This is a genomic window from Arthrobacter sp. Y3221087 (assembly GCF_059089905.1).
Map to the genome: position 1 here is coordinate 23165 of NZ_JBNHFE010000009.1, position 20758 is coordinate 43922.

Below are 20758 nucleotides of genomic sequence, written 5' to 3' on the forward strand. Positions count from 1 at the left end.
CTGCCGCGTAGGATTGACAGGTGCAATTTTCCCTTTGGCTGGCCCTGGCCGGCGCCGGCGCCCTGATCAGCTTCACCCCCGGCGCCGGAGCCATCAACACCATGAGCAACTCGTTGAACGCCGGCTTCCGGCGGTCCATCTGGGGAATTCTCGGGCAGCAGGCGGCACTGGTGGTGCACGTGGTGATCGTGGCACTCGGCGTCGGCGTGCTGGTTGCCAGCTCGCCGGTGGCCTTCAATGTGATCCGCTACGCGGGCGCCGCCTACCTCATCTACCTGGGCGTCCGCCAGTTCCTCAGCAAACCGAGCCCTGAAAAGGAGCAAACGGCGGCGCTGCGGAACGAGCCCTCCTTCTCGATCTTCCGGCGCGGGTTCTGGGTCAACCTGCTGAACCCGAAGGCCATCGTCTTCTTCCTCGCCTTCACTCCCCAGTTCATCCGGCCCGAACAGCCCTTGTGGACGCAGTACGCCGTGCTGACCGCCACCATCGTCGCGATCGACATCCTGGTGATGTGGTTCTTCTTCGCCGCGGCAGCCAGGTCTTTCCAGCGCTTCACCCAGACTCCCCGGGGACAGCTGGTGCTCAGCAAGGTGTTCGGCGTGCTGTTTGTGGCCGTCGGGATCCTCCTTGCCCTGATTCACTGATTCCCGGGCGTCACATACTCAGGCGTCGCGGAGCACCCAACCTCACTACATACCCCTTCAGGGGGTTCGTCATGCATCTTTACAAACCCGTCAATTTTTATGAACCACCCGCTAGCCATGAGGCCGGAAAGCGCGCATGCTTAGCATCATGAACTCAGCGTCGAGCCCATACCGCGTCATCGCCGTCTGCACCGGCAACATCTGCCGCTCACCCATGGCGGAACTTATGCTGAGGGCCGCGTTTGAGCGCGAAGGACTGGACGGGTTGGTGGCGGTGGACTCGGCGGGCACCACGGGCTATGAGGCCGGGCGCCCCATTGACCCGCGGGCCGCACGGAGGCTCGCAGCCACGCAGTTGGCGTCCGAGCTGCACATCGCCCGGGAGTGGCTCCCGGAATGGTTCCGCGAACGGGACCTCATCCTGGCGCTCGATATCGACCACTACGCCTGGCTGAGCGAGGCGGCGCCGGACCAGGAGTCGTTGGGCAAGATCCGCATGCTCCGAAGCTTCGATCCCGCAATGGCCGGCAAAGACCTGCTGGACCAGGGGATCGAGGACCCCTGGTACGGCGGGCATGCGGACTTCGATGCGGTCTGGCACCAGATCCAGGCCGCCCTTCCGGGGATCGTGGAGCACGTCAAGGCGGCCGTCTCCTCGGACGCGCAGCTGCAACGGCAGGGAAGCTAACGCCCACCCGGCCATTCTTGCAATTGAGAACCGTTCTCAATTAGGCTCTTCGCCATGCGCCTTATTGTTGTGAGTTCCCTTGACGCCCTCTGCCGCCGGGTAGCCTGCGGGGGCCTGGCAGCTGAACATCCCGGGAGCCTCGTGGTCTTCCACGACCTGCTGGAGAACGGACTGGTCATCCGGAGGGTATTTGATGCCGCAGGTCCCGTCGAATACGAGGAAACCATGCTCGAACACGGCTGCCTCAGCTGCGCGGTACGCCTTGACCTCGTGCCCGCGATCAACCGCCTGGCGGCATCAGCACAAGGCCCGATCATCATCGGCCTTCCGCCTGCGGTTCCTGCATCGGTGGCAGTCACGGCACTCAACCGCGGGCTCAGCCGGCCGGCGACAGTTTCCTCGGCCATCCTTGCCCTCGCGCCGGACGCCCTGGAGGACCACATCTGGGATTCGCATACCCTGTTCGAGTCCGGATTCACCCCCATGGCAGACGACGAGCGGACGCCCGGCGAATTCCTGCTGGGCGAACTGGCATTCGCGGATACCATCCTGGTGGCGGAGCCCGAAATCGTTCCGGCGGATCCCGCAGGCCGGGAGCGCGGCCTGCACCTGCTGCGGGAACTCGCACCATATGCGCACCTTGCACACAATGCGGCAAACGTCCGCCCAGGTGGGCATCACTTTCCAAAAGCCGCCTCCCGGACGGCAGCGGGAACCATTCAGGTCCGCCGCTCTTCCGGTCCTGCTACGGCATCGCCCTTTGTTACCGTGGGCCAGCGCATGGAGCGGCCCCTGCATCCCGGGCGGTTCCGCCAGGTCCTGGGCATGCTGGCCGAGGGCTGCTGCGTCCTGCAGGGCCAGTTGTGGGTTGCGTCCGCACCCGAGTGCCGCATCGCCATCCAGGGCATTGGCCCCTGCCACCCCATCGGCCACCACCCCACCCCAAGGAGGACACCATGAAAGTACGGAATTCACTGCGGGCGCTGAAGAAAATCCCCGGCGCGCAGATCGTTAGGCGCCGCGGCAGGACTTTCGTGATTAACAAGAAGGACCCGCGGATGAAAGCCCGGCAAGGATAAAGGTACGCTCTACTTCATGAGCCCAGCCCCCGTCATCATCGCCATCGACGGGCGCTCGGGCGCTGGGAAGACCACTCTCGCCGTCGAACTGGCTGCCCGCCTGCGCGCCCACCACAAGGTCTCGCTGTTCCATCTCGAGGACATCTACCCGGGCTGGAACGGCCTGGCCGCCGGCGTGGAGCGGTACGTCGCCACCGTCCTCACCCCCTTGCACAGGGGTGAGGCGGCAACGTGGGTGGCCTGGGACTGGGAAAACCATTACGACGGCGAGCCCCGGGTCACCCTCCCCGCCGAGATCGTCATCGTCGAGGGCGTGGGCGCCGCCGCGGCAGGTGCCCGGCCGCTCCTGGACGCCGTGATCTGGGCTGAATCCCCTGACGACGTCCGCCGCACCAGGGCCCTGGACCGCGACGGCGCAACCTATGAACCCTATTGGGACCAGTGGGCAGCGCAGGAAGACGAATGGCTGGCCGGAGATGACGTCCCGGCGCGTGCCGACGTACGCGTCCAGAACCTGGCGGACGGCTCCGCCGTCGTTGACCTCCTGCGGCTCCTCCCCTACCTTCCGGCGCTGGCTCCCGTCCTGGCACCCGAACTGTCCGCCCGCCGCGGGCTCCGCCTTCGGTCGGAACGGCTGCAAGAGCGTCCTGATACCGCGGCGCTGTTCCGTTCCCTCTACGGCGGCTCACCCAATGCGGTCTGGCTGGACTCCTCCAACGCCGGAACGGCAGCCTCAGCGGGCAGCGGTGCGGCGGGCACGGACGAGGTGTCCGCGCGAACCGCCGCGGAGCGCAGCCGTTTCAGCATCATGGCGGACGACGGCGGCACGTTCGGGCAGTCGGTAAGCCACCGGTCCGGTGAAAGCCTGATCAGCGCCGGTTCCGCAACCGCCAGGGTCACCGGCCACTTCTTCCGCTGGCTGGACACGGTGTGGGGCCGCCGCGCGGTCCGCGCGCCGGAGGGCTACCCCGGCCAGTTCACGCTGGGCTGGCTGGGCTGCCTGGGCTACGAGCTCAAGCGTGAAACAGGCGGCGCCGACCTGCCCGCCGCCACCCCGGACGCCGCCCTGATCTTTGCCGGCCGCGCCGTGGTGCTGGACCACGCCGAAGGCACCGCCTGGCTCCTGGCCCTCGAGGCACCGGACGCGGAGGACTGGCTGGCGGCTGCTGCCGCCGCAGTTCACCAGGCCGCGGTTCACCAGACCGCCGCCCCGGAACCCGGCGGCAGCACCGCCGTCGTACTTCCCGAGGCCCCCGCCTTCCGCAGCCGGGACACCGGCGAGGCCTACCGGAAGAAGATCGCAGCCGCGCAGCACGAGATTGCCGAAGGCAACACCTACGAGGTGTGCCTGACCACCACGCTCGAGGCACGGGTTCCAGCCGATGCCCTGGACCCGTGGCGCATCTACCTTGCGCTCCGCGGCCGGAATCCTGCACCCTTCGCAAGCTTCCTCCGGCTGGACGGGGTGACGGTGGCAAGCACCTCGCCGGAGCGGTTCCTGAAAATTGCGTCCGACGGCGGCATGCGCGCCGAACCGATCAAGGGAACCCGCCGCCGGGCTGCCGATGAGCAGGAGGACGCACGGCTGCGGACGGACCTCGCCACCTCGCTGAAGGACCGGGCGGAGAACATCATGATCGTGGACCTGCTGCGGAACGACCTCAGCCACTTTGCGGTCCCCGGCTCCGTCACGGTCAGCAGGCTGTGCGCCATCGAAAGCTACGCCACCGTGCACCAGATGGTCAGCACCATTGACGCCCGCCTGCTGCCCGGCTCCTCGCGGGCGGAGGCAGTTGCCGCCTGCTTCCCCGCTGGATCGATGACCGGGGCGCCCAAGATCAGCACCATGGCCATCCTCGACCGGCTGGAGGAAGGCCCGCGCGGACTGTATTCCGGCGCCATCGGCTACTTCTCGCTGAACGGCGCCACGGATCTCGCCGTCGCCATCCGCACCCTGGTGATCAATGCCCGGGGTGACGGAACGGCGGAGCTCACGCTCGGCGTCGGCGGCGCCATCACCGCCGATTCCGTACCGGACGAGGAGTACGAGGAGATCCGGACCAAGGCGTATGGGGTCCTGTCCACGCTGGGCGCGGAGTTCCCGGAGGACTGAAGGCGGCTGCTCGGCGGGCGGCCCGCGCCGGGCAGACCCGCCCTGGCCGGGCCGGCTAACCCCGCCGGGCAGGCCTGTCGAACTTCCAGCCCTCGGCTTTGAGTTCCGGGATCACCTGGTCAACCGCTTCCACCGTCTGGGTCCTGTCGCCACTGCCGTCGTGCAGGAGCACCACGCCGCCGGGCCGGACCCCTTCGCGGATCCGGCGGACCAGTTCGGGCGTTCCCGGCGGCTCCCAGTCCCCAACGGTCAATTGCCAGCCGAGAGGCTGCATTCCCAGTTCTGCTGCCACTTGGGGCGTCTGTCCCCAGCTCCCGTAAGGGGCACGGAAGTAATCGATTTTTGCGCCCGGGACGGCCTCACGGATCACGGCGCTGGTTTCCAACAGGTCAGCCTTGATGGCCTCCGGGCCCCACGTGGCCATGTTGTCGTGGTGCATGGTGTGGTTGCACAGAAGATGGCCGGCAGCAGCGATCTGCCGCGCTACCTCGGGGTACTGCTTCACATGGTCGCCCCACAGGCAGAACGTTGCCTTGACATGGTGCTTCTCCAGCACGGCCAGCAGCTTGGGGGTGCTGATGGGGTCGGGACCGTCATCGAAGGTCAGGCTAAGGTACTTGCCGTCATGTCGGGTCGAATCGACAATCGCCGGGGTTGCCTGGTCCGCCTGCGCCGGCGTTGCTGCGGCCAGGCTTGCCGGAATGGAGCCACCTACTGCCAGGACTGCGGCGGCGAGGGGCAACGCGGCCTTGCGCAGGGAAATGAGGCGGCGAGTCGGGAGGGGCATGTTTTTCCTTCCTGTCGTCATGACCGCCCCAGGCACAGTGCCGGCCGCACTAGAAGGCCGGACAACAGCGGTGTCTGCGGAACAAGGCAGCATTGACAGCCGGTGGGTCATGGAAAACTTCCGGTAATTTCCGGAACTCGCTCAGCGTAGGCTTCCGCCCTGAATGCCGTCAAGGGTTTTTCGGAATGTTGCCGGCTGTTTCAAAGCGGCCGATACATGAAGAGGGATTCAGCGGTTGGCGGCTGGAGCCGTACTTTCCCGCACCACCAGCCGGGTGGCAAGTTCCACCCGGGGGCTTTCCACGCCTTCGCCCTGCAGGATCCGGAGGACGGTGCGGGCAGCCAGCTTGCCCATCTCGGCCAGCGGCTGCCGGACGGTGGTGAGGGGCGGCGACGCCCAGCGGGCTTCCGGCAGATCGTCGAACCCCACAATACTGATGTCCTCGGGTACCCGCAGGCCCTTCTTCCGCACCGCTTCATAGACGCCAAGGGCCATCTGGTCGCTGGCTGCGAAGACGGCGGACGGCGGCTCAGCCAGCTCAAGCAACCGGCAGCCGGCACGGAACCCGGACTGGTAGTCAAAGTCCCCCTCCATGACGAGCCCGGGATCAAACGAAACTCCTGCCGCGTCCAGGCCGGCCCGGTAGCCGTCCAGCCGCGCCCTGCTGCACCAGAGGCCAGGGGCCCCCGCCACGAAGCCGATCCGACGGTGGCCCAGTCCTGTCAGGTGTTCCGTGGCGCCCACAGCACCGGTCCAGTTGGTGGCACCGATGGTGGGCACGTCCAGGTCAGGGACACCGGCCGGATCCACCACCACTGCCGGGACGTGGAGGCGCTGCAGCTCGGCGCGAAGGAACGAATCAAGGTCCGTGGTAACCAGGATGGCACCGTCACTGGCCCTGGCGCTGACATTGTCCAGCCATTGACGGGTGGATGTTGGATTGCTCTGGCGGTGGATGGCGGATACGACGGTCGAGGCGCCAGCTTCGTTGGCGGCTTCCTCCACGCCGCGGATAATCTCCACGGCCCACGGGCTGTCCAGGTCATTGAACACCAGGTCGATGAGGCCGGACCGGACTTCTGGGCGGACGCCCCGTCGCTGGTACCCATACTCCCTCAGCAGCGTTTCCACGCGTTCCCGGGTCTGCGGTGCAACATCGCTGCGGCCGTTGAGCACCCTGGAGACAGTGGGCACCGATACTCCCGCTTCGGCAGCAATTGCCGAAATGGTGACTGTCCGGCGGGGGCTCTCCTGCACGCATTCCTCCTGGTCCGCTGCAAGTATAGGCCCTCGCGCGGCAGGCCGGGCGTCACAAGTTTTCGAGAAACCCTTGACGCGCTCTCCGGAATGTTCCTAACCTACAACAACTAACTTCCGGAAAGTTCCGGAAGTTAGTTCATCGGCCTTATGTGGTCCGACTGACTCTGTACCTCAAAGGAGAGCTCTTTAATGAAGGTTGCCCAACTAGTCGCCGCCGCAGCGCTGGCGTCGACGTTTGTCCTTCCCACGGCACTGCCCGCAACGGCCGGCCAGAACGACCAGCCGCAGGCACCGGGCATTGCCAAGCAGGACACCCTGCGCTGGGCTGCGCCCAAGGGCGTCCGGATCGGAACAGCCGTTGCCGGCGGCGGCCACCACGAAACCATGCCCTACCCCAACCCCTTCACTTCCGACGCACAGTACCGGGAAGTCCTCGCTGCCGAGTTCAGCTCTGTCTCGCCTGAGAACCAGGCCAAGTGGGAGTTCATCCACCCTCAGAAGGACCAGTACCGGTTCGCCGAGATGGACGCCATTGTTGAATTCGCCCAGCAGCACGGACAGGTGGTCCGCGGCCACACCCTGTTCTGGCACAGCCAGAACCCCGCATGGCTGGAGCAGGGCAACTTCAGCAAGGAGGAACTGCGCTCCATCCTGAAGGACCACATCACCACCGTCGTGAGCCGCTACGCAGGCAAGATCCAGCAATGGGACGTTGCCAACGAAATCTTCAATGAAAACGGCACCCTGCGCACCACCGACAACATCTGGATCCGGGAACTCGGTCCGGAGATCATCGCCGACGCGTTCCGCTGGGCCCATGCGGCGGACCCGAACGCGAAGCTCTTCTTCAATGACTACGGCGTGGAGAGCATCAACGCCAAGAGCACGGCCTATGTGGACCTCATTTCGAAGCTCCAGGCCCAGGGCGTCAAGGTGGACGGCTTCGCTGTCCAGGGCCACCTGAGCACCCAGTACGGCTTCCCGGGTGACCTGCAGGCGAACCTTCAGCGCTTCGATGACCTCGGCCTGGAAACGGCTGTCACTGAGATCGACGTCCGCATGAACATTGCCGCCGGGGCAACCCCCACGGCGGAGCAACTCGCCAAGCAGGCCAGCTACTACAAGCGTGCGTTGGAAGCCTGCCTGAACGTTGAGGACTGCAACTCCTTCACCATCTGGGGCTTCAATGACAAGTACTCCTGGGTGCCCGTCTTCTTCAGCGGCCAGGGCGAGGCAACAGTGATGTGGGAGGACTACACCCGCAAGCCGTCGTACTACGCACTGCAGTCCACCCTTCTGCAGGCAAACCCAGGCGGAGAACAGCGCTCAAACCACCACCCCGCGTACCGGCAGTAACCACTGCCACCTGCAGTGCTGACAAGGCCCAGTGCTGACAAAGCGCAGGCCTGACAAAACGGCCCGGAACCATCAGGTTCCGGGCCGCTTTTTCTGTGGCGGCTAACCCTCCAGGGCGTGGATGCGATAGGTAAGCGTGTGCGACTGGCCCGGATCCAGGATGACCAGATCGCTGCCGGAATTGAAGGCATCTGGAGGGCAGCTCATCGGCTCCACCGCCAGCCCCTTCCGGCCGCGCAGCTCTCCTGAATAGAGCTGGACCCAGGGGGCTTGTGCTCCCGTAGATTGAACCACCGCCGACAGCTGGAGGCCGGGGTTGCGCAGGATGACGTGCCACTCCCCCTCCGGCAGAGCGGTGAAGGCATGGTCCAGGGACTGCGAACCGATGCGGCGGGCAGCCGAGAAATCGAAGTCAGTGCCCTTCGCGTCAGCAAGGCCGGCGGGCCGGAGTAGCTCGTCCGTCAGGAGCACTTTGCCAGCCCGGAATTCCAACTCGCACTTGGCGATGTCCTCGTCGCCAACAGTGACATAAGGGTGTGAGCCGCAACCGTAGGGCGCCGGCGATGTCCCGCGGTTGACCGCGTTGAGCTCGATGCGCAGTCCGGCAATTGGGTCCAGCGCGTAGGAAGCCGTTAGCGCGAGGGGAAAGGGATACCCGGGTTCGCCGTGCAGCAGGTAAGTGAGCGTCACCTCGGCCTGGGAGCGCTGCTCCACACGCCATTCGCTCCACAGGGCAAGCCCATGGAGTGCACTGCCGGTGGCTGCCTCATTGACGGGTAGCTGGTAATGCTGCCCGCGGAAGGTGTAGGCGCCGCCGCTGACCCGGTTCGGCCACGGCATGAGGGTCTTCCCGGCGAAGGCGGGAGGAAGTTCCTCAGGAGGAAAGGGCAGGACCAGGTCCGTGCCGCGGAAAGAAAGCTGCTGAAGCCCTGCTCCAACAGTGGTGACCGCTGCGGTGTAGTCGCCCGCCTCGAGCGTGACGAACTCACCGTTGGTGTTGACGATGGATGACATGAGGTTCCTTTCCGGGAACACCGCCAGGGTCAGTCCTGGCCCGGTGGCGCCGTGCTTTGGCGGACAACAAGCGATGTTGCAAGGTCGAGGCGCAGGTTGTTGGGCCGTTCACCTTCCCGCAGGCGCAGGACCATCCGGGCGGCCTCTTCGGCCATCTCGATCAGGGGTTGGTGCACAGTGGTGAGGGCAGGGCTGGACCAGCGTGCCACCTGGAGGTCGTCGTATCCCACAATTGACAATTCGCCGGGAACAGCCAGGCCAAGCTGGCGTGCGGCGTCCAGAACGCCCAGGGCCTGCAGGTCGCTGCCAGCGAAGATGGCGGTGGGCCGCTGCTCCATCTGCAGCAGCTCAAGGGCATGGCTTCGGCCGCCGTCCACGTGGAAATCGCCGTACCGGATGATGGTCCGGTCGATGGGAATGCCCGCAGTGTTCAAGGCGGAGCTGTAGCCATCGATCCGGGCCAGGGAGCACATCATGTCCCCAGGACCGGAGATGGCGGCAATGCGGGTATGGCCAAGTTCAATAAGGTGGCGGGTGGCCATCATGCCCCCGGCCCAGTTGGCCGACCCCACCGAAGGCACATCGGGGGCAGGGTCGCCTGCCGGGTCGATGATCACGAACGGGATGGAGCGCGCGTCCAGCTGCTGCCGGTACTCCTGTGGCAAATCGGAAAAGACCAGGACCACGCCGGCCGGCCGGCGTGCCATCACGCCTTCAACCCAGTCAACTCCGGGCGCATGCCTCGTGCCGCTCTCGGTGAGGATCACGCTCATGCCATTCGCTTTTGCGACGTTTTCGACCCCGCGGATGATTTCCAGCGCCCATGCACTCTCGAGCTCATGAAAGACCAGCTCCAGGAGGAGGGACTTCGATGCGGTGGTCTTCCGCCGCTTGTAGCCGTGCTCCTCGAGGAGCTCCTCAACTTTCGAACGTGTTTTACGAGAGACGTCGGAACGTCCGTTCAGAACCTTCGAAATAGTGGACAGTGATACACCCGCCTCCTCGGCCAGCTGGGCGAGGGTAACGCGCGTGTCGGGAGATGCAGGGCTGGACATGAGCACCAGCATAGCGGCAGTTTGCCTTATGAGGGGCCACAAAAGTTTCGTGCCTTGCACTGTCGATGTAACGCAACTTACACTTGCAGGCATCACATAACTTTCGATCAAAGCATCGAAACTTTCGAGAGGCGTTCGAAGATGAACAAGCACGGATGGGTCGCCCGCAGTCTTGCCGGCGGTGCGGCTCTTGCCCTTGGCCTGACGATGGCCGGCTGCTCGGGAGGGTCCGGCTCGTCGAGCCGGCCCGAGAACGAGATCCACGTCGCCATGTACGGCGACGCAGGTAACACAGTTGAACAAAAAATGATCGACGCCTTTAACGCCACCTCCGAGGTGAAGGTTGTCCTCGACAAAATCCCTGGTGCCGAGTACCAGTCGAAGCTGCAGACCATCATGGATACGCCGACCGCCCCGGATATCTTCTTCAACTGGGGCGGCGGCAGCATCAAGAGTTTCGTGGATGCCGACCTCGTGCTCCCCCTTGACGATTTCATCAAGGAAGATCCGCAGTTGAAGGACGCCTTCCTGCCGTCCGTGTTTGACACTGCCGTTATTGACGGAAAGTCCTACGGCATCCCGATGCGCGGCACGCAACCGGTCATGCTCTTCAACAACTCCAAGGTCCTCGCTGACGCTGGCATCACTGCCCCGCCGGCAACCTGGGAAGAGCTGCTCGAGGACGTGAAGATCCTCAAGGACAAGGGCATCACCCCCATCGCGCTGGGTGCCGGCGACCGGTGGCCTACGCTGATGTGGTTTGAGTACCTTTACGACCGGGTTGCCGGAGATGGCCTCTTCAAGAAGGCCCTCGAAGGGGACACCAGCGTCTGGGAATCTGAAGACAGCCGCAAAGCCCTCGGCATGCTTCGGGAACTCGTAGATGCAGGAGCCTTCGGCACCAACTTCGACTCGGTGAAGTTCACCGACGGCGGGTCCCCCGCCCTGCTTGCCAGCGGCAAGGCGGGCTTTGAACTGATGGGCTCCTGGGAGTACTCCACCCAGCAGAGCAACGACGCGCAGTTCGCCGCGGAGGTCCTCGGTTACAGCGAGTTCCCGAAGATCGAAGGCGGAAAAGGTGACGAGAACAACCTCGTGGGTAACACCAACAACTTCTACTCGATCCACAAGAACACCCGCTACCCGGAAGCCGCCCGCGATTTCCTGAAGCTCATGTACTCGGACCAGTTCGTGCAGGAGCAGGTAGGAATCGGTAACCTCCCCACCACCTCGAACACGGAGAAATTCCTCGACAAGGCGGCGGATCCCGAATACGCAAAATACCAGTTCAACCTGGTCAAGGAAGCGCCGTCGTTCCAGCTTTCCTGGGACCAGGCGTACCCGCCGGAAGCAACTGTCACCATCCTCACCGCCGTCTCCCAGTTCTTCAGCGGACAGATTGACGAAGACGGCTTCATCAAGGCCATGCAGAGCCTCTAGGAAAAATCATGACCACGACGCTTGCAAACCGCGGGCGCCCGGCACGCGCGGGCGGCCCCGAAGAGGGCCGTCCCGCGCGCCGGGGCGGCTCCTCGTCGAGCCGCCCCGGCTTTGTCTGGGCCCTTCCTGCCACCATATTCTTCGGACTTTTCGCGCTGGTCCCGCTTGTCGCGGTGGCAGTGTTGTCCTTCACCACGTGGAGAGGCCTCGGCGACCCCAAGTTCGTAGGCTTCAAAAACTGGGAATCCCTCTTCCAGGACCCGGTCATGCTCCAGAGCCTCTGGCTCAGCCTGCTGTTCATTGTGCTTGGCATCGTGACCCAGACACCTCTGAGCATCCTGCTGGGAGTCTGGGCGGCGGGCACACAGAAAAACCGCGCCATCCTGAGCGCCATCTACTTCGTTCCGCTGCTGCTGTCCTCGGCCGCGATCTCCGTCCTGTGGCGTGCCCTTCTTGACCCCAACTTCGGTATTCCCGGCCAGATGTCCTGGCTGTTCGGAGACGGAAATATCCTGGGCAGCCAAACGGGTGCCATCGCGGTGCTGATCTTCGTGGGCATGTGGCAGTTCACGCCGTTCCACACGCTCATCTACCAGGGCGCAGCGAAGCAGATTCCGCATGTCCTCTACCAGGCCGCATCAATTGACGGCGCAGGCACAGTCAGGCAGTTCTTCAGCATCACCCTGCCGCAACTGAAAAACAGCATCATCACGTCCGTGATCCTGATGGTGGTGGGTGGCCTGACCACTTTTGAGACGGTCCTCATCCTGACCAACGGCGGACCGGGCACCAGCACCACTATCACCGCTTTCCACATGTACCAGGAGGCGTTCCGCCGGTTCGATTTCGGCGCCGGCAGCGCCATCGCCCTCGTACTCGTCATCATCTCCACGGCAATTTCCTTCGCCGTGGTCCGCGTTTCCGGATACGACAAGATGCGCAGTTCCCTGGAGGGGCTCTAAATGAAAACGCGTCCGAATTACCTTGCCGGCATCGGAGCCTTCATCTGGCTGGCCATCGTAGCGGTGCCGTTGTATGTCATGCTGTCTGCAACATTCCAGACGCGTGCAGAATTCGGCGACAATGGTCCGCTGTCCCTGCCGACCAGCTTCACGCTGCAGAACTATGTGGATGCCATCACCAGCGGGTTCGGCCGGTACTTCTTCAACACTGTCATCGTTACGGCCGGCGTCGTCGGCCTGGTCCTGCTCCTGGTACCCCCGCTGAGCTATGCGATCGTCCGGAGCCAGAGCCGTGCCGCCTCGGTCATTTTCCGCGTGTTCCTGCTGGGACTGGCGATTCCCGCCCAGGCCGTCATCGTTCCGGTGTTCTACCTGATCAACACCGTGGGCCTCTACGACAACCTGCTGGGCGTCATCCTTCCGACGGCGGCCTTCGCCCTTCCGATCTGCACGATCATCCTCAGCGGAACCATGCGGGACATTACTCCCGAGCTCTACGAGGCAATGGCCATGGACGGCGCCACCCCCGCACGTTCCTTCCTTCGCCTGGTACTGCCGCTGTCCAAGGGCGGACTGTCCACCATCGCGGTGTTCTCGGCACTCCAGGCATGGAACGGGTTCCTTTTCCCGCTGATCCTTACGCAGTCCGAATCAACCCGGGTGGTCACCCTTGGCCTGTTCAACTTCCAGACGCAGTTCGGCATCAACATCCCGGGGCTCCTGGCCGCCGTGACCCTCTCCATGGTGCCGGTACTGCTCGCCTACCTCTTCGCGCGCCGCGCGCTTGTCCAGGGCCTCATGGGCGCTGGCGGAAAGTAATCATGACGGAAACCAAAACCCACAGCGCGCCTTGGCGCGACACCACGGCCCCACCGCAAGAGCGCGCCGACAGCCTCATCGCAGCCATGACCCTTCGGGAAAAGACCGCCCAGCTCTTCGGGGTGTGGGTGGGCGCCTCCACTGAAGGCGGCGAAGTGGCACCCCACCAAAATGAGATGAATCCTCCCGTCGACCTGGACGAAATCCTGCCGAACGGCCTTGGACAGCTCACCAGGCCGTTCGGCACAGCACCAGTGGACCCTGCCCTGGGCGCCTTGTCGCTCCAGCGGACCCAGCAGCGTATCGCCGGTGCCAACCGGTTCGGCATTCCTGCGCTGGTCCACGAAGAATGCCTCGCCGGCTTCGCCACCTGGCAGGCCACCGCCTATCCGGTCCCCCTTGCCTGGGGTGCGACCTTCAACCCGGAGATCATCCGTACCATGGGCGCCGCGATCGGCGCTGACATGCGCTCCGTAGGCGTGCACCAGGGCCTCGCCCCCGTCCTGGACGTCGTACGTGACGCCCGCTGGGGCCGGGTGGAGGAAACCATCGGCGAGGACCCCTATCTCATCGGAACCCTGGCCACCGCCTACATCCAGGGCCTGGAGAGCAGCGGCGTCATCGCCACCCTCAAGCACTTCGTGGGCTATTCGGCGTCCAAGGCCGGCCGGAACCTCGCACCTGTTTCCGTTGGCGCCCGGGAGCAGGCGGACGTCCTGCTGCCGCCCTTCGAGATGGCCATCCGCGAGTCGGGCGTCCGCTCGGTCATGCACGCCTACACGGACACGGATGGCGTGCCCACCGCCGCCGATGCCTCCCTGCTCACCGGGCTCCTCCGCGATACCTGGGGCTTCAGCGGCACGGTAGTGGCCGACTACTTCGGGGTGGCCTTCCTCAAGAACCTCCACGGCGTCGCCGGATCCCTCGGTGAAGCCGCGGCCGCCGCGCTGGCGGCGGGCGTCGACGTCGAACTTCCCACCGTGCACGCTTTCGGCGAGCACCTCATTGCGGAGATAGAGGCCGGGCGCCTCCCCGCGAGCATGGTGGACCGTGCCCTGCACCGGGTCCTCGTGCAGAAAATTGAACTGGGCCTGCTTGATGAGGACTGGTCGGCGGTTCCGCCTGCCCTGGCGAACGCCGACCTGCATGATACCGCCGGGCTGGAAGGCAGCATCACGCTGGATACCGAGGCCAACCGGAAGCTCGCCGCCCTGATTGCCGAGCAGTCGATCGTCCTGGCCAGCAACAACGGCATCCTGCCGCTTGCGCACCCCGGCCGCATCGCCGTCGTCGGACCGAATGCGGACAACACGCAGGCGTTCCTTGGCTGCTACTCCTTCCCGGCGCACGTCGGCGGCCAGCATCCGGACGTCCCGCTTGGCATCGAACTGCCTACCGTGGCGCAGGCCCTGCGGGCCGAATTCCCGGACAGCACCGTTACCGTGGCAGCGGGCTGCTCGGTTGACGGCTCCTCCACCGAAGGGTTTGACGACGCCGTTGCTGCCGCCACCAACGCTGACGTCGTCATCGCCGTCCTCGGCGACCGCGCCGGACTGTTCGGCCGGGGAACCAGTGGCGAAGGCTGCGACGCGGAATCGCTGGTGCTCCCGGGCGTCCAGCAGCAACTGCTGGACCGGCTGATCGGAACCGGCGTTCCGGTAGTTGTCGTACTCCTCACCGGCCGCCCCTATGCCGTTGGCTCCGCCGTCGAGAATGCCGCAGCAATCGTCCAAGCGTTCTTCCCCGGCGAAGAAGGCGGCCCCGCCGTGGCAAAGGTCCTCAGCGGCCGGGTCAACCCAAGCGGGCGGCTCCCTGTCAGCATCCCCGCCCGGCCCGGGGCACAGCCCTCCACATACCTGGCATCCAAGCTGGCCCGGGCCAGCAGCGTCTCCAATATCGATCCGGCAGCGGCCTACCCGTTCGGCCATGGCCTCAGCTACACCACTTTCGAGTGGAGTACGTTAACCGTGGACGGACCCACCGCAGTGCCGGTGGACGGCGAAGCCAAGGCGAGTATCACCGTCACCAACACCGGGGACAGGGCCGGAACAGAACTTGTCCAGCTGTACCTGTCTGACCCGGTGGCTTCAGTTGTCCGCCCGGAGCAGCGGCTCGTGGGCTATGCCCGCGTACCCCTGGAACCCGGAGCTTCCGCCCGCGTAGCCTTCACAGTCCCGGCCGACGTCGCGTCTTTCACCGGCCGGGACGGCCGGCGAATCGTCGAGCCCGGTGATCTTGAGCTCGGCTTCGGCGCCTCAAGCGGGGATATCCGCCTACAGGCAACAGTCGCCCTCACCGGCGAAACACGCACCGTGGACCATACCCGCCGGCTGCACTGCGACGTCCAGGTTAAGCCGGGCAGCTGATGTACGGCCGGGGTTTCCTGCCCGGGCGCCCCGGCCGTACACCTCACCTTGCAGCACAGGACCCAACAGCCCTCGAGCGAAAGGAAACCACATGGGCAACGTCCCGCATCTCCTGACGATTTCTGCCACTACCCGCTCCGAGGCGGACGAAAAGCTCAATGCTTCGGTCCGGCGGCTCCGCGACCTTGCCATGGAATACCCCCGCATGGGGATCCTCGTGACAAAACGGGGCGCGGGGCACTTCACGGTTGAACTCACCGACCAGGTGCCCTATGGGCAGACATGGGAATCCGAGAACCACCTGGACACCGCCGGCTGAACCGCCCGAGCCATGCGGCAATCCCACACCATCAAAGCTTCCAACGAGTTAGGTTTGCCGCGTGACGGAGATCCCGCAATCCCCAAACGCCAGCCCCCGGCCGCCGCGCAGCTTCAAATACGTCCTGATGCTGGGAGCCCTGGCAGCGCTTCCCGCAGTCACGACGGACATGTACCTGCCGTCCTTGCCAGCCGTCGTTGACAATCTGGAAACCACCCAGGCCGCTGCCCAGCTGAAGTTGTCCGGAACCCTCCTCGGCGGCGGCATAGGGCAACTTGTCATCGGCCCGTTCTCGGACCGGTTCGGACGGCGGTTGCCCGTGGTCATCGGCATCTCCATGCATATTGTGATTTCTTTGCTGTGCTCCATCACGCCCAACATCGAGACACTCACCGGGCTGCGCGTCCTGCAAGGCTTCTTCAACGCCGCGGCCGCCGTGGTGGCCATCGCCGTCATCCGTGACCGGTTTGTAGGCTCAGCCGCCGCCCGCCTGCTCTCCCGCCTGATGCTGGTCATCGGCGTCGCTCCCCTTTTTGCCCCCACTGTGGGCCAGGCCGTCGCCGGGATCTGGCACTGGCGTGCCGTCTTCTACGTACTGGCGCTCATCGGCGTCGTCCTGGTGGCCATCGTGTTGAAGTTCATGCCCGAAACTCTGCCGGACGGCAGCCGCAGCCCTGGCCACCCCCGGCATGTTGCCGGCGCCTACTGGTCACTCCTGCGCGACAGACACTTTATGGCCCTGGCCGTCATACCGGGGCTCGGCCTGGCCCTGATCATGAGCTACGTGGTGGGTTCCCCCTTCGTTTTCCAAAATAAGTACGGCTTCACAGAGCAGCAGTTCGCCCTCGCCTTCGCGCTCAACGGTGCTGCGCTTGTCCTCTCGGCTCAGCTGAATGCCATGCTGGTCCGGAAGTTCCCGCCCGTGCGCCTCCTGCGCACTGCCGTTCTTGTCCAACTGCTCCTTGCAATGATCCTCCTGGCCACGGTGGCCACGGGCGCGGGTGGAGCAGGGGGCCTTATGGCAGGGCTTTGGCTTGTATTGGGTGCACAGGGAATGATCCCCGCGAATGCCTCCGTGCTCGCCTTGCACAACTACGGGCATATGGCCGGGACCGCGGCCGCCGTTATCGGGGCCCTGCAGTCGGGCGTCGCCGGGCTTGTCAGTCCCCTGGTGGGACTGCTGGGTGGAAACGCGCTGTCAATGGTGGGCGTCATGATCGGCAGCTGTGTTGTGACAGTGCTTGTGCTTGCCGCCGGAACCCCTGCCTACCGCAGGGGCGGATGGCCGGACCACGCGGACCGCCCGGATGACCAGCGGGTCCCGGCGGAGGACTAGCACAACATGCCCGGGCCCTTACTGCACCGTCGCGGTCAGCCGGGCAACGTTGTCCACGTAGCGCGCTGCGAAGGGACGGTTGCGCCACACGGGGAGCTTGAGCTCGTGCGAAATGTCCCGGTAGGTGTCCTCCACCGCCCGCATCTTGGTGACGATGTCCTCGCCGAGCAGCATCACTGACACCTCGAGGTTCAGCGAGAAAGACCGCATGTCCATGTTGCTGGAGCCCAGGACAGCCACTTCGTCGTCGATGGTGAAGTGCTTGGCGTGGAGTACGAACGGGGCCTTGTAGAGGTAAATCCGGACGCCGGCCTCCAACAGTGCCTCGTAGTAGGACTGCTGGGCGTGGTGGACCAGGAACTGGTCACCCTTCTCGGAGACGAAGAGTTCCACGTCCACGCCCCGCTGAGCTGCAGTGGTGATGGCGTATAGCAGCGAGTCGTCCGGCACGAAGTAGGGGCTGCAGATGGAGATTCGGTGCTGTGCGGAATAGATGAGCGTGTTGAACAGGCGCAGGTTATTCTCGGTGATAAAGCCGGGGCCGCTGGGCACCACCTGTGCGGTGACGTTGCCCGGATGGGGGTTCGCGGGGAGCTGCAGCTGATGCTCCAGCGACTCGTCGGTTTCACTCAGCCAGTCCGTGGCGAAGACAACGTTCAGGGTGGTGACAATGGGGCCGCGCAGGCACGCCATCAGTTCCACCCATTCCCTTCCGGCCTTCCGGTGGCGGGGGTTGTTGTAGGAGGGCTCGATCAGGTTCTGGGAGCCGGTGAACGCGATTTCGCCGTCAATCACCATGATCTTTCGGTGGTTCCGGAGGTCCGGCCGGCGCCACTGGCCGTGGATGGGCATGAGCGGGAGCATCCGCTTCCATTGGATCTTGCCCGCCCTGAGGCGCTTGAGGAGTTTCTTGTAGCCCTGGACGCGGAGGGTGCCGATGTGGTCGAAAAGCACGCGCACTTCCACGCCCCGTTCGGCCGCCTCCTCCAGGGCGGTGAACAGGTCGTCGGTGATGTGGTCCGTGCTCATGATGTAAAACTCTGCGTTGACGAACTTTTTCGCCTTCCGCACTGCTTCCGTCATGTTGAGGATGGAGTCCGGGTATCCGGGGATGAGGTCAACCAAGTTGCCGTCCACCATGGGCAGGGATCCCAGGCGGCGGTTGAGTTCCGCGGCGGAGGTGACCCATTCCGGGCCCGGGTAATGGCTTTCGACGTCGGCAAGGGACGAGATACCGGCACGTACCCTCTCATTGACCTCCTGCTGCTGCTCCCGGCGGCGTTTTGACAACTGGAAGTTGCCGAACAGCAGGAACAGGATGATGCCCACAAACGGGACAAAGAAGATGCCCAGCAGCCACGCCATCGCAGTGGTGGGCCTCCGGTTTCCCGGGATGATCCCAACGGCGAGCACCCTGATGACCAGGTCGGCGACGCCGAGCACCACCACCACCCACATCGGTGCGGTGCCGGCAAGCGAAAATGGCCACAACAACGGAAAAACCCCCGGGCTCACGGGCTCCCGGCGGACGGATTCCGGCCGGGGCACTCAGCCCAGCTTATCGGCGCGGCGCCGCACTAAGCTGGAGCCATGACGTCACCTGCTTCCGTGGTTCTTGTTTTCCTTGATCCTGCTTCCCCGGACGGCCGGCTGGCCGACGCGTCCCAGCCGCAGCTGCTGGTCACGGACCAGGGTGCCACCCGCGGTGACGGGGCGTTCGAGACCATGCTCGCCGTCGGCGGCAACGTCCGGAAAATCCAGGCGCACCTGGACCGCCTGGACGGTTCCGGGGAAGCCTTGGACCTCGCGATCCCCGGGCAGGACCAGTGGCGCCGCGCCATTGCCGCCGCCATTGCCGAACACCGTTCCCAGCACCCTCCTGTTTCGGACGGGGATGATGAACTGGTGGTCAAGCTGGTGGTGACCCGCGGGGCTGAGGGCGCCGCTGCCCCCACCGCGTGGGTCCAGGTTTCCCCAGTGGGAGCGGCCGCCCGCCGCCAGCGTGAGACCGGAATCGATGTCATCCTCCTTGACCGCGGCTATGACAGTGATGCCGCAGAGCGCGCCCCGTGGCTGCTCCTCGGCGCCAAGACCCTCTCCTACGCCGTCAACATGGCGGCGCTCCGCCACGCCCACAAGCAGGGCGCCGACGACGTCATTTTCATCTCCTCCGATGGCCGGGTCCTGGAGGGTCCCACGTCCACGGTGCTCCTTGCCCACGTGGACAAGTCCGACGACGGCACAACAGTCAAGCGCCTCGTCACACCGCAGCTGGACAGCGGAATCCTGGCCGGGACCTCCCAGGGAGCGCTGTTCACGGCCGCCAGGGAAGCAGGCTGGGAACTGGGGTACGGGCCGCTGGTGCCGCAGGACCTGCTGGACGCCGACGCCGTGTGGCTGATCTCCAGTGTGCGCCTGCTCGCGCCCGTCAACCGGATTGACGGGCAGGAGATCGGAACGCCGTCGCTCCAGAAGGAGCTGACCGCTGAGCTGAGTGAACTTTTCGCCGGCATTCAGTAAAGTGCCGTTCCCCCGGCCGGCCGGCCCGTAGGGTGTGGTTCATGGATTCACGCGCGCCGCAGCCAGATGACAACCTGACCTTCGACGAGTGCTGGGAACTCCTGGCCGATGACACGCTGGGCCGCCTTGCCCTGGTGGTGGACGGCCATCCGGAGATCTTCCCAATCAACTACGTGGTTCACCGGCGCAGCATCGCTTTCCGCACTTCCGGGGTGACCAAATTGTGGGGGGCCGTCCAGGAGCGCCCGGCCGCCCTGGAAATCGACGGCTACGAACCGCACACGGAGGAAGCCTGGAGCGTGGTGCTGCGCGGGGACACCGAAATCATGGAAGACCAGGCGGAAAAGGACGCCGTGGACGCGTTAGGGCTGGAGCCTTGGCAGCCCGGAGAGAAGAGCCACTACATCCGGATCTCCCCGCGGGCCCTGACCGGCCGCCGCTTCAGGGTGGCCCGTCCGGACATCTGGAACACCCGACTGCAGGACCGGCGGCGGGCCTCGTTCGAATAGTCCGGTTCGCTAGGCCAGGCGGCATTGAAAGCGGTGTTCCGGCGAGATAATCAAGACGCTTGCCGGATGTGTAGTCTACGCGTAGAGTCTACACTGTAGATGGGCTTCCATCCCGCGTGGGTCCTCCTTTCTTGAAGGACCCAGTTCCACTCCATTGCCCCGTGCACGGCATGTGAGGTCTGTTGCTGTAGCCGAACGGCAGCGCCACCGCACTTAGCGAAGGGAAGCCGTCATGGCACATTCGCAGTTCGACATCTTTCTCCGTGAAGCTACCTACCTCGACCAAACCTCCGAACACAGCCTGGACCGTGACCGCCTGTACGGGCTTTACACCAGCTGGTGCTTCATCAATCAGCAGGCACTCAGTCCGGAGGACAGCTTCTGGGCTGCCATGCGCGACAGGATCAGCCCAGACCGCACCGGCCTCCAAATGAAGGGCCCCGCGGCCACCGACTACATCATGGCCAGTTACCCGGGCCTGGTCTAGGACA

20 protein-coding genes are annotated in these 20758 nt (G+C 64.9%); 15 read left to right on the forward strand and 5 right to left on the reverse strand.

Going from position 1 to position 20758, the window contains the following annotated elements; all coding sequences use genetic code 11:
- The first annotated feature begins 20 nt into the window (after positions 1-20).
- From AC5RUO_RS18280 to pabB, 5 genes are all read left to right on the forward strand, one after another.
- Complete coding sequence (locus AC5RUO_RS18280; protein WP_494104261.1) at positions 21-644, forward strand: LysE family transporter; 624 nt, start codon at positions 21-23, stop codon at positions 642-644.
- Between the two features lie 148 nt (positions 645-792).
- Complete coding sequence (locus tag AC5RUO_RS18285) at positions 793-1332, forward strand: low molecular weight protein-tyrosine-phosphatase (protein WP_494104262.1); 540 nt, start codon at positions 793-795, stop codon at positions 1330-1332.
- Positions 1333-1386: 54 nt separating this feature from the next.
- A complete protein-coding gene (locus tag AC5RUO_RS18290; RefSeq protein ID WP_494104263.1) occupies positions 1387-2292 on the forward strand; it encodes a CobW family GTP-binding protein in 906 nt (301 codons plus the stop codon).
- Complete coding sequence (gene ykgO, locus AC5RUO_RS18295; RefSeq protein WP_009357396.1) at positions 2289-2411, forward strand: type B 50S ribosomal protein L36; 123 nt, start codon at positions 2289-2291, stop codon at positions 2409-2411. The genes AC5RUO_RS18290 and ykgO overlap by 4 nt, the downstream gene beginning before the upstream one ends.
- A 16-nt stretch (positions 2412-2427) precedes the next feature.
- The gene (gene pabB, locus AC5RUO_RS18300) at positions 2428-4524 is read left to right on the forward strand and encodes an aminodeoxychorismate synthase component I (protein WP_494053072.1); all 2097 of its coding nucleotides are present in this window, start codon (positions 2428-2430) and stop codon (positions 4522-4524) included.
- Positions 4525-4579: 55 nt separating this feature from the next.
- On the opposite strand, the gene AC5RUO_RS18305 is transcribed toward pabB, so the two are convergent.
- Positions 4580-5311 (reverse strand): polysaccharide deacetylase family protein, encoded by a 732-nt coding sequence (locus AC5RUO_RS18305; RefSeq protein WP_494104264.1) that lies wholly within the window; start codon positions 5309-5311, stop codon positions 4580-4582.
- 228 nt (positions 5312-5539) lie between these two features.
- Complete coding sequence (locus AC5RUO_RS18310; protein ID WP_494104265.1) at positions 5540-6568, reverse strand: LacI family DNA-binding transcriptional regulator; 1029 nt, start codon at positions 6566-6568, stop codon at positions 5540-5542.
- A 192-nt stretch (positions 6569-6760) separates the two neighbouring features.
- Between AC5RUO_RS18310 and AC5RUO_RS18315 the strand changes: the two genes are divergently transcribed.
- The gene (locus AC5RUO_RS18315) at positions 6761-7927 is read left to right on the forward strand and encodes an endo-1,4-beta-xylanase (RefSeq protein WP_494104266.1); all 1167 of its coding nucleotides are present in this window, start codon (positions 6761-6763) and stop codon (positions 7925-7927) included.
- Positions 7928-8029: 102 nt separating this feature from the next.
- Here the strand turns inward: AC5RUO_RS18315 and AC5RUO_RS18320 are convergent, their stop codons facing one another.
- Positions 8030-8941 (reverse strand): aldose-1-epimerase, encoded by a 912-nt coding sequence (locus AC5RUO_RS18320; protein WP_494104267.1) that lies wholly within the window; start codon positions 8939-8941, stop codon positions 8030-8032.
- Between the two features lie 29 nt (positions 8942-8970).
- The gene (locus AC5RUO_RS18325; RefSeq protein WP_494053067.1) at positions 8971-9996 is read right to left on the reverse strand and encodes a LacI family DNA-binding transcriptional regulator; all 1026 of its coding nucleotides are present in this window, start codon (positions 9994-9996) and stop codon (positions 8971-8973) included.
- Between the two features lie 141 nt (positions 9997-10137).
- On the opposite strand from AC5RUO_RS18325, the gene AC5RUO_RS18330 reads away from it, so the two are divergent.
- The 6 genes from AC5RUO_RS18330 to AC5RUO_RS18355 all read left to right on the forward strand — a co-directional run bounded on the left by AC5RUO_RS18330 (position 10138) and on the right by AC5RUO_RS18355 (position 17238).
- On the forward strand, positions 10138-11436 hold the full coding sequence (locus AC5RUO_RS18330; protein WP_494104268.1) for an extracellular solute-binding protein: 1299 nt from the start codon (positions 10138-10140) through the stop codon (positions 11434-11436).
- An 8-nt stretch (positions 11437-11444) separates the two neighbouring features.
- Positions 11445-12398, forward strand: coding sequence for a carbohydrate ABC transporter permease (locus AC5RUO_RS18335; RefSeq protein ID WP_494104269.1), 954 nt, complete (start codon positions 11445-11447; stop codon positions 12396-12398).
- Entirely contained in the window at positions 12399-13217 is an 819-nt protein-coding gene (locus AC5RUO_RS18340; protein WP_494009844.1) for a carbohydrate ABC transporter permease, read from the forward strand.
- 2 nt (positions 13218-13219) lie between these two features.
- Complete coding sequence (locus AC5RUO_RS18345) at positions 13220-15583, forward strand: beta-xylosidase/alpha-l-arabinosidase (protein WP_494104270.1); 2364 nt, start codon at positions 13220-13222, stop codon at positions 15581-15583.
- 91 nt (positions 15584-15674) lie between these two features.
- Entirely contained in the window at positions 15675-15902 is a 228-nt protein-coding gene (locus AC5RUO_RS18350; RefSeq protein WP_494104271.1) for a hypothetical protein, read from the forward strand.
- A gap of 61 nt (positions 15903-15963) precedes the next feature.
- Positions 15964-17238, forward strand: coding sequence for a multidrug effflux MFS transporter (locus AC5RUO_RS18355; protein ID WP_494104272.1), 1275 nt, complete (start codon positions 15964-15966; stop codon positions 17236-17238).
- Between the two features lie 18 nt (positions 17239-17256).
- Here the strand turns inward: AC5RUO_RS18355 and cls are convergent, their stop codons facing one another.
- A complete protein-coding gene (gene cls / locus AC5RUO_RS18360; protein WP_494104296.1) occupies positions 17257-18696 on the reverse strand; it encodes a cardiolipin synthase in 1440 nt (479 codons plus the stop codon).
- Positions 18697-18828: 132 nt separating this feature from the next.
- Here cls and AC5RUO_RS18365 point away from each other — a divergent pair, with 132 nt between their 5' ends.
- The 3 genes from AC5RUO_RS18365 to AC5RUO_RS18375 all read left to right on the forward strand — a co-directional run bounded on the left by AC5RUO_RS18365 (position 18829) and on the right by AC5RUO_RS18375 (position 20754).
- Positions 18829-19758 (forward strand): aminodeoxychorismate lyase, encoded by a 930-nt coding sequence (locus AC5RUO_RS18365; protein WP_494009848.1) that lies wholly within the window; start codon positions 18829-18831, stop codon positions 19756-19758.
- 41 nt (positions 19759-19799) lie between these two features.
- Positions 19800-20267, forward strand: coding sequence for a pyridoxamine 5'-phosphate oxidase family protein (locus tag AC5RUO_RS18370; RefSeq protein WP_494009849.1), 468 nt, complete (start codon positions 19800-19802; stop codon positions 20265-20267).
- A gap of 232 nt (positions 20268-20499) precedes the next feature.
- Positions 20500-20754, forward strand: coding sequence for a hypothetical protein (locus tag AC5RUO_RS18375; RefSeq protein WP_494009850.1), 255 nt, complete (start codon positions 20500-20502; stop codon positions 20752-20754).
- The last annotated feature ends 4 nt before the right edge of the window (positions 20755-20758 follow it).

Bases quoted from the DNA above. Each gene is read 5' to 3' on its own strand.
- AC5RUO_RS18285 (WP_494104262.1), top strand. From the start codon at position 793: ATGAACTCAGCGTCGAGCCCATACCGCGTCATCGCCGTCTGCACCGGC.
- AC5RUO_RS18290 (WP_494104263.1), top strand. From the start codon at position 1,387: ATGCGCCTTATTGTTGTGAGTTCCCTTGACGCCCTCTGCCGCCGGGTA.
- ykgO (WP_009357396.1), top strand. From the start codon at position 2,289: ATGAAAGTACGGAATTCACTGCGGGCGCTGAAGAAAATCCCCGGCGCG.
- pabB (WP_494053072.1), top strand. From the start codon at position 2,428: ATGAGCCCAGCCCCCGTCATCATCGCCATCGACGGGCGCTCGGGCGCT.
- AC5RUO_RS18305 (WP_494104264.1), bottom strand. From the start codon at position 5,311: ATGCCCCTCCCGACTCGCCGCCTCATTTCCCTGCGCAAGGCCGCGTTG.
- AC5RUO_RS18315 (WP_494104266.1), top strand. From the start codon at position 6,761: ATGAAGGTTGCCCAACTAGTCGCCGCCGCAGCGCTGGCGTCGACGTTT.
- AC5RUO_RS18320 (WP_494104267.1), bottom strand. From the start codon at position 8,941: ATGTCATCCATCGTCAACACCAACGGTGAGTTCGTCACGCTCGAGGCG.
- AC5RUO_RS18325 (WP_494053067.1), bottom strand. From the start codon at position 9,996: ATGTCCAGCCCTGCATCTCCCGACACGCGCGTTACCCTCGCCCAGCTG.
- AC5RUO_RS18330 (WP_494104268.1), top strand. From the start codon at position 10,138: ATGAACAAGCACGGATGGGTCGCCCGCAGTCTTGCCGGCGGTGCGGCT.
- AC5RUO_RS18335 (WP_494104269.1), top strand. From the start codon at position 11,445: ATGACCACGACGCTTGCAAACCGCGGGCGCCCGGCACGCGCGGGCGGC.
- AC5RUO_RS18340 (WP_494009844.1), top strand. From the start codon at position 12,399: ATGAAAACGCGTCCGAATTACCTTGCCGGCATCGGAGCCTTCATCTGG.
- AC5RUO_RS18345 (WP_494104270.1), top strand. From the start codon at position 13,220: ATGACGGAAACCAAAACCCACAGCGCGCCTTGGCGCGACACCACGGCC.
- AC5RUO_RS18350 (WP_494104271.1), top strand. From the start codon at position 15,675: ATGGGCAACGTCCCGCATCTCCTGACGATTTCTGCCACTACCCGCTCC.
- cls (WP_494104296.1), bottom strand. From the start codon at position 18,696: ATGTGGGTGGTGGTGGTGCTCGGCGTCGCCGACCTGGTCATCAGGGTG.
- AC5RUO_RS18365 (WP_494009848.1), top strand. From the start codon at position 18,829: ATGACGTCACCTGCTTCCGTGGTTCTTGTTTTCCTTGATCCTGCTTCC.
- AC5RUO_RS18370 (WP_494009849.1), top strand. From the start codon at position 19,800: ATGGATTCACGCGCGCCGCAGCCAGATGACAACCTGACCTTCGACGAG.
- AC5RUO_RS18375 (WP_494009850.1), top strand. From the start codon at position 20,500: ATGGCACATTCGCAGTTCGACATCTTTCTCCGTGAAGCTACCTACCTC.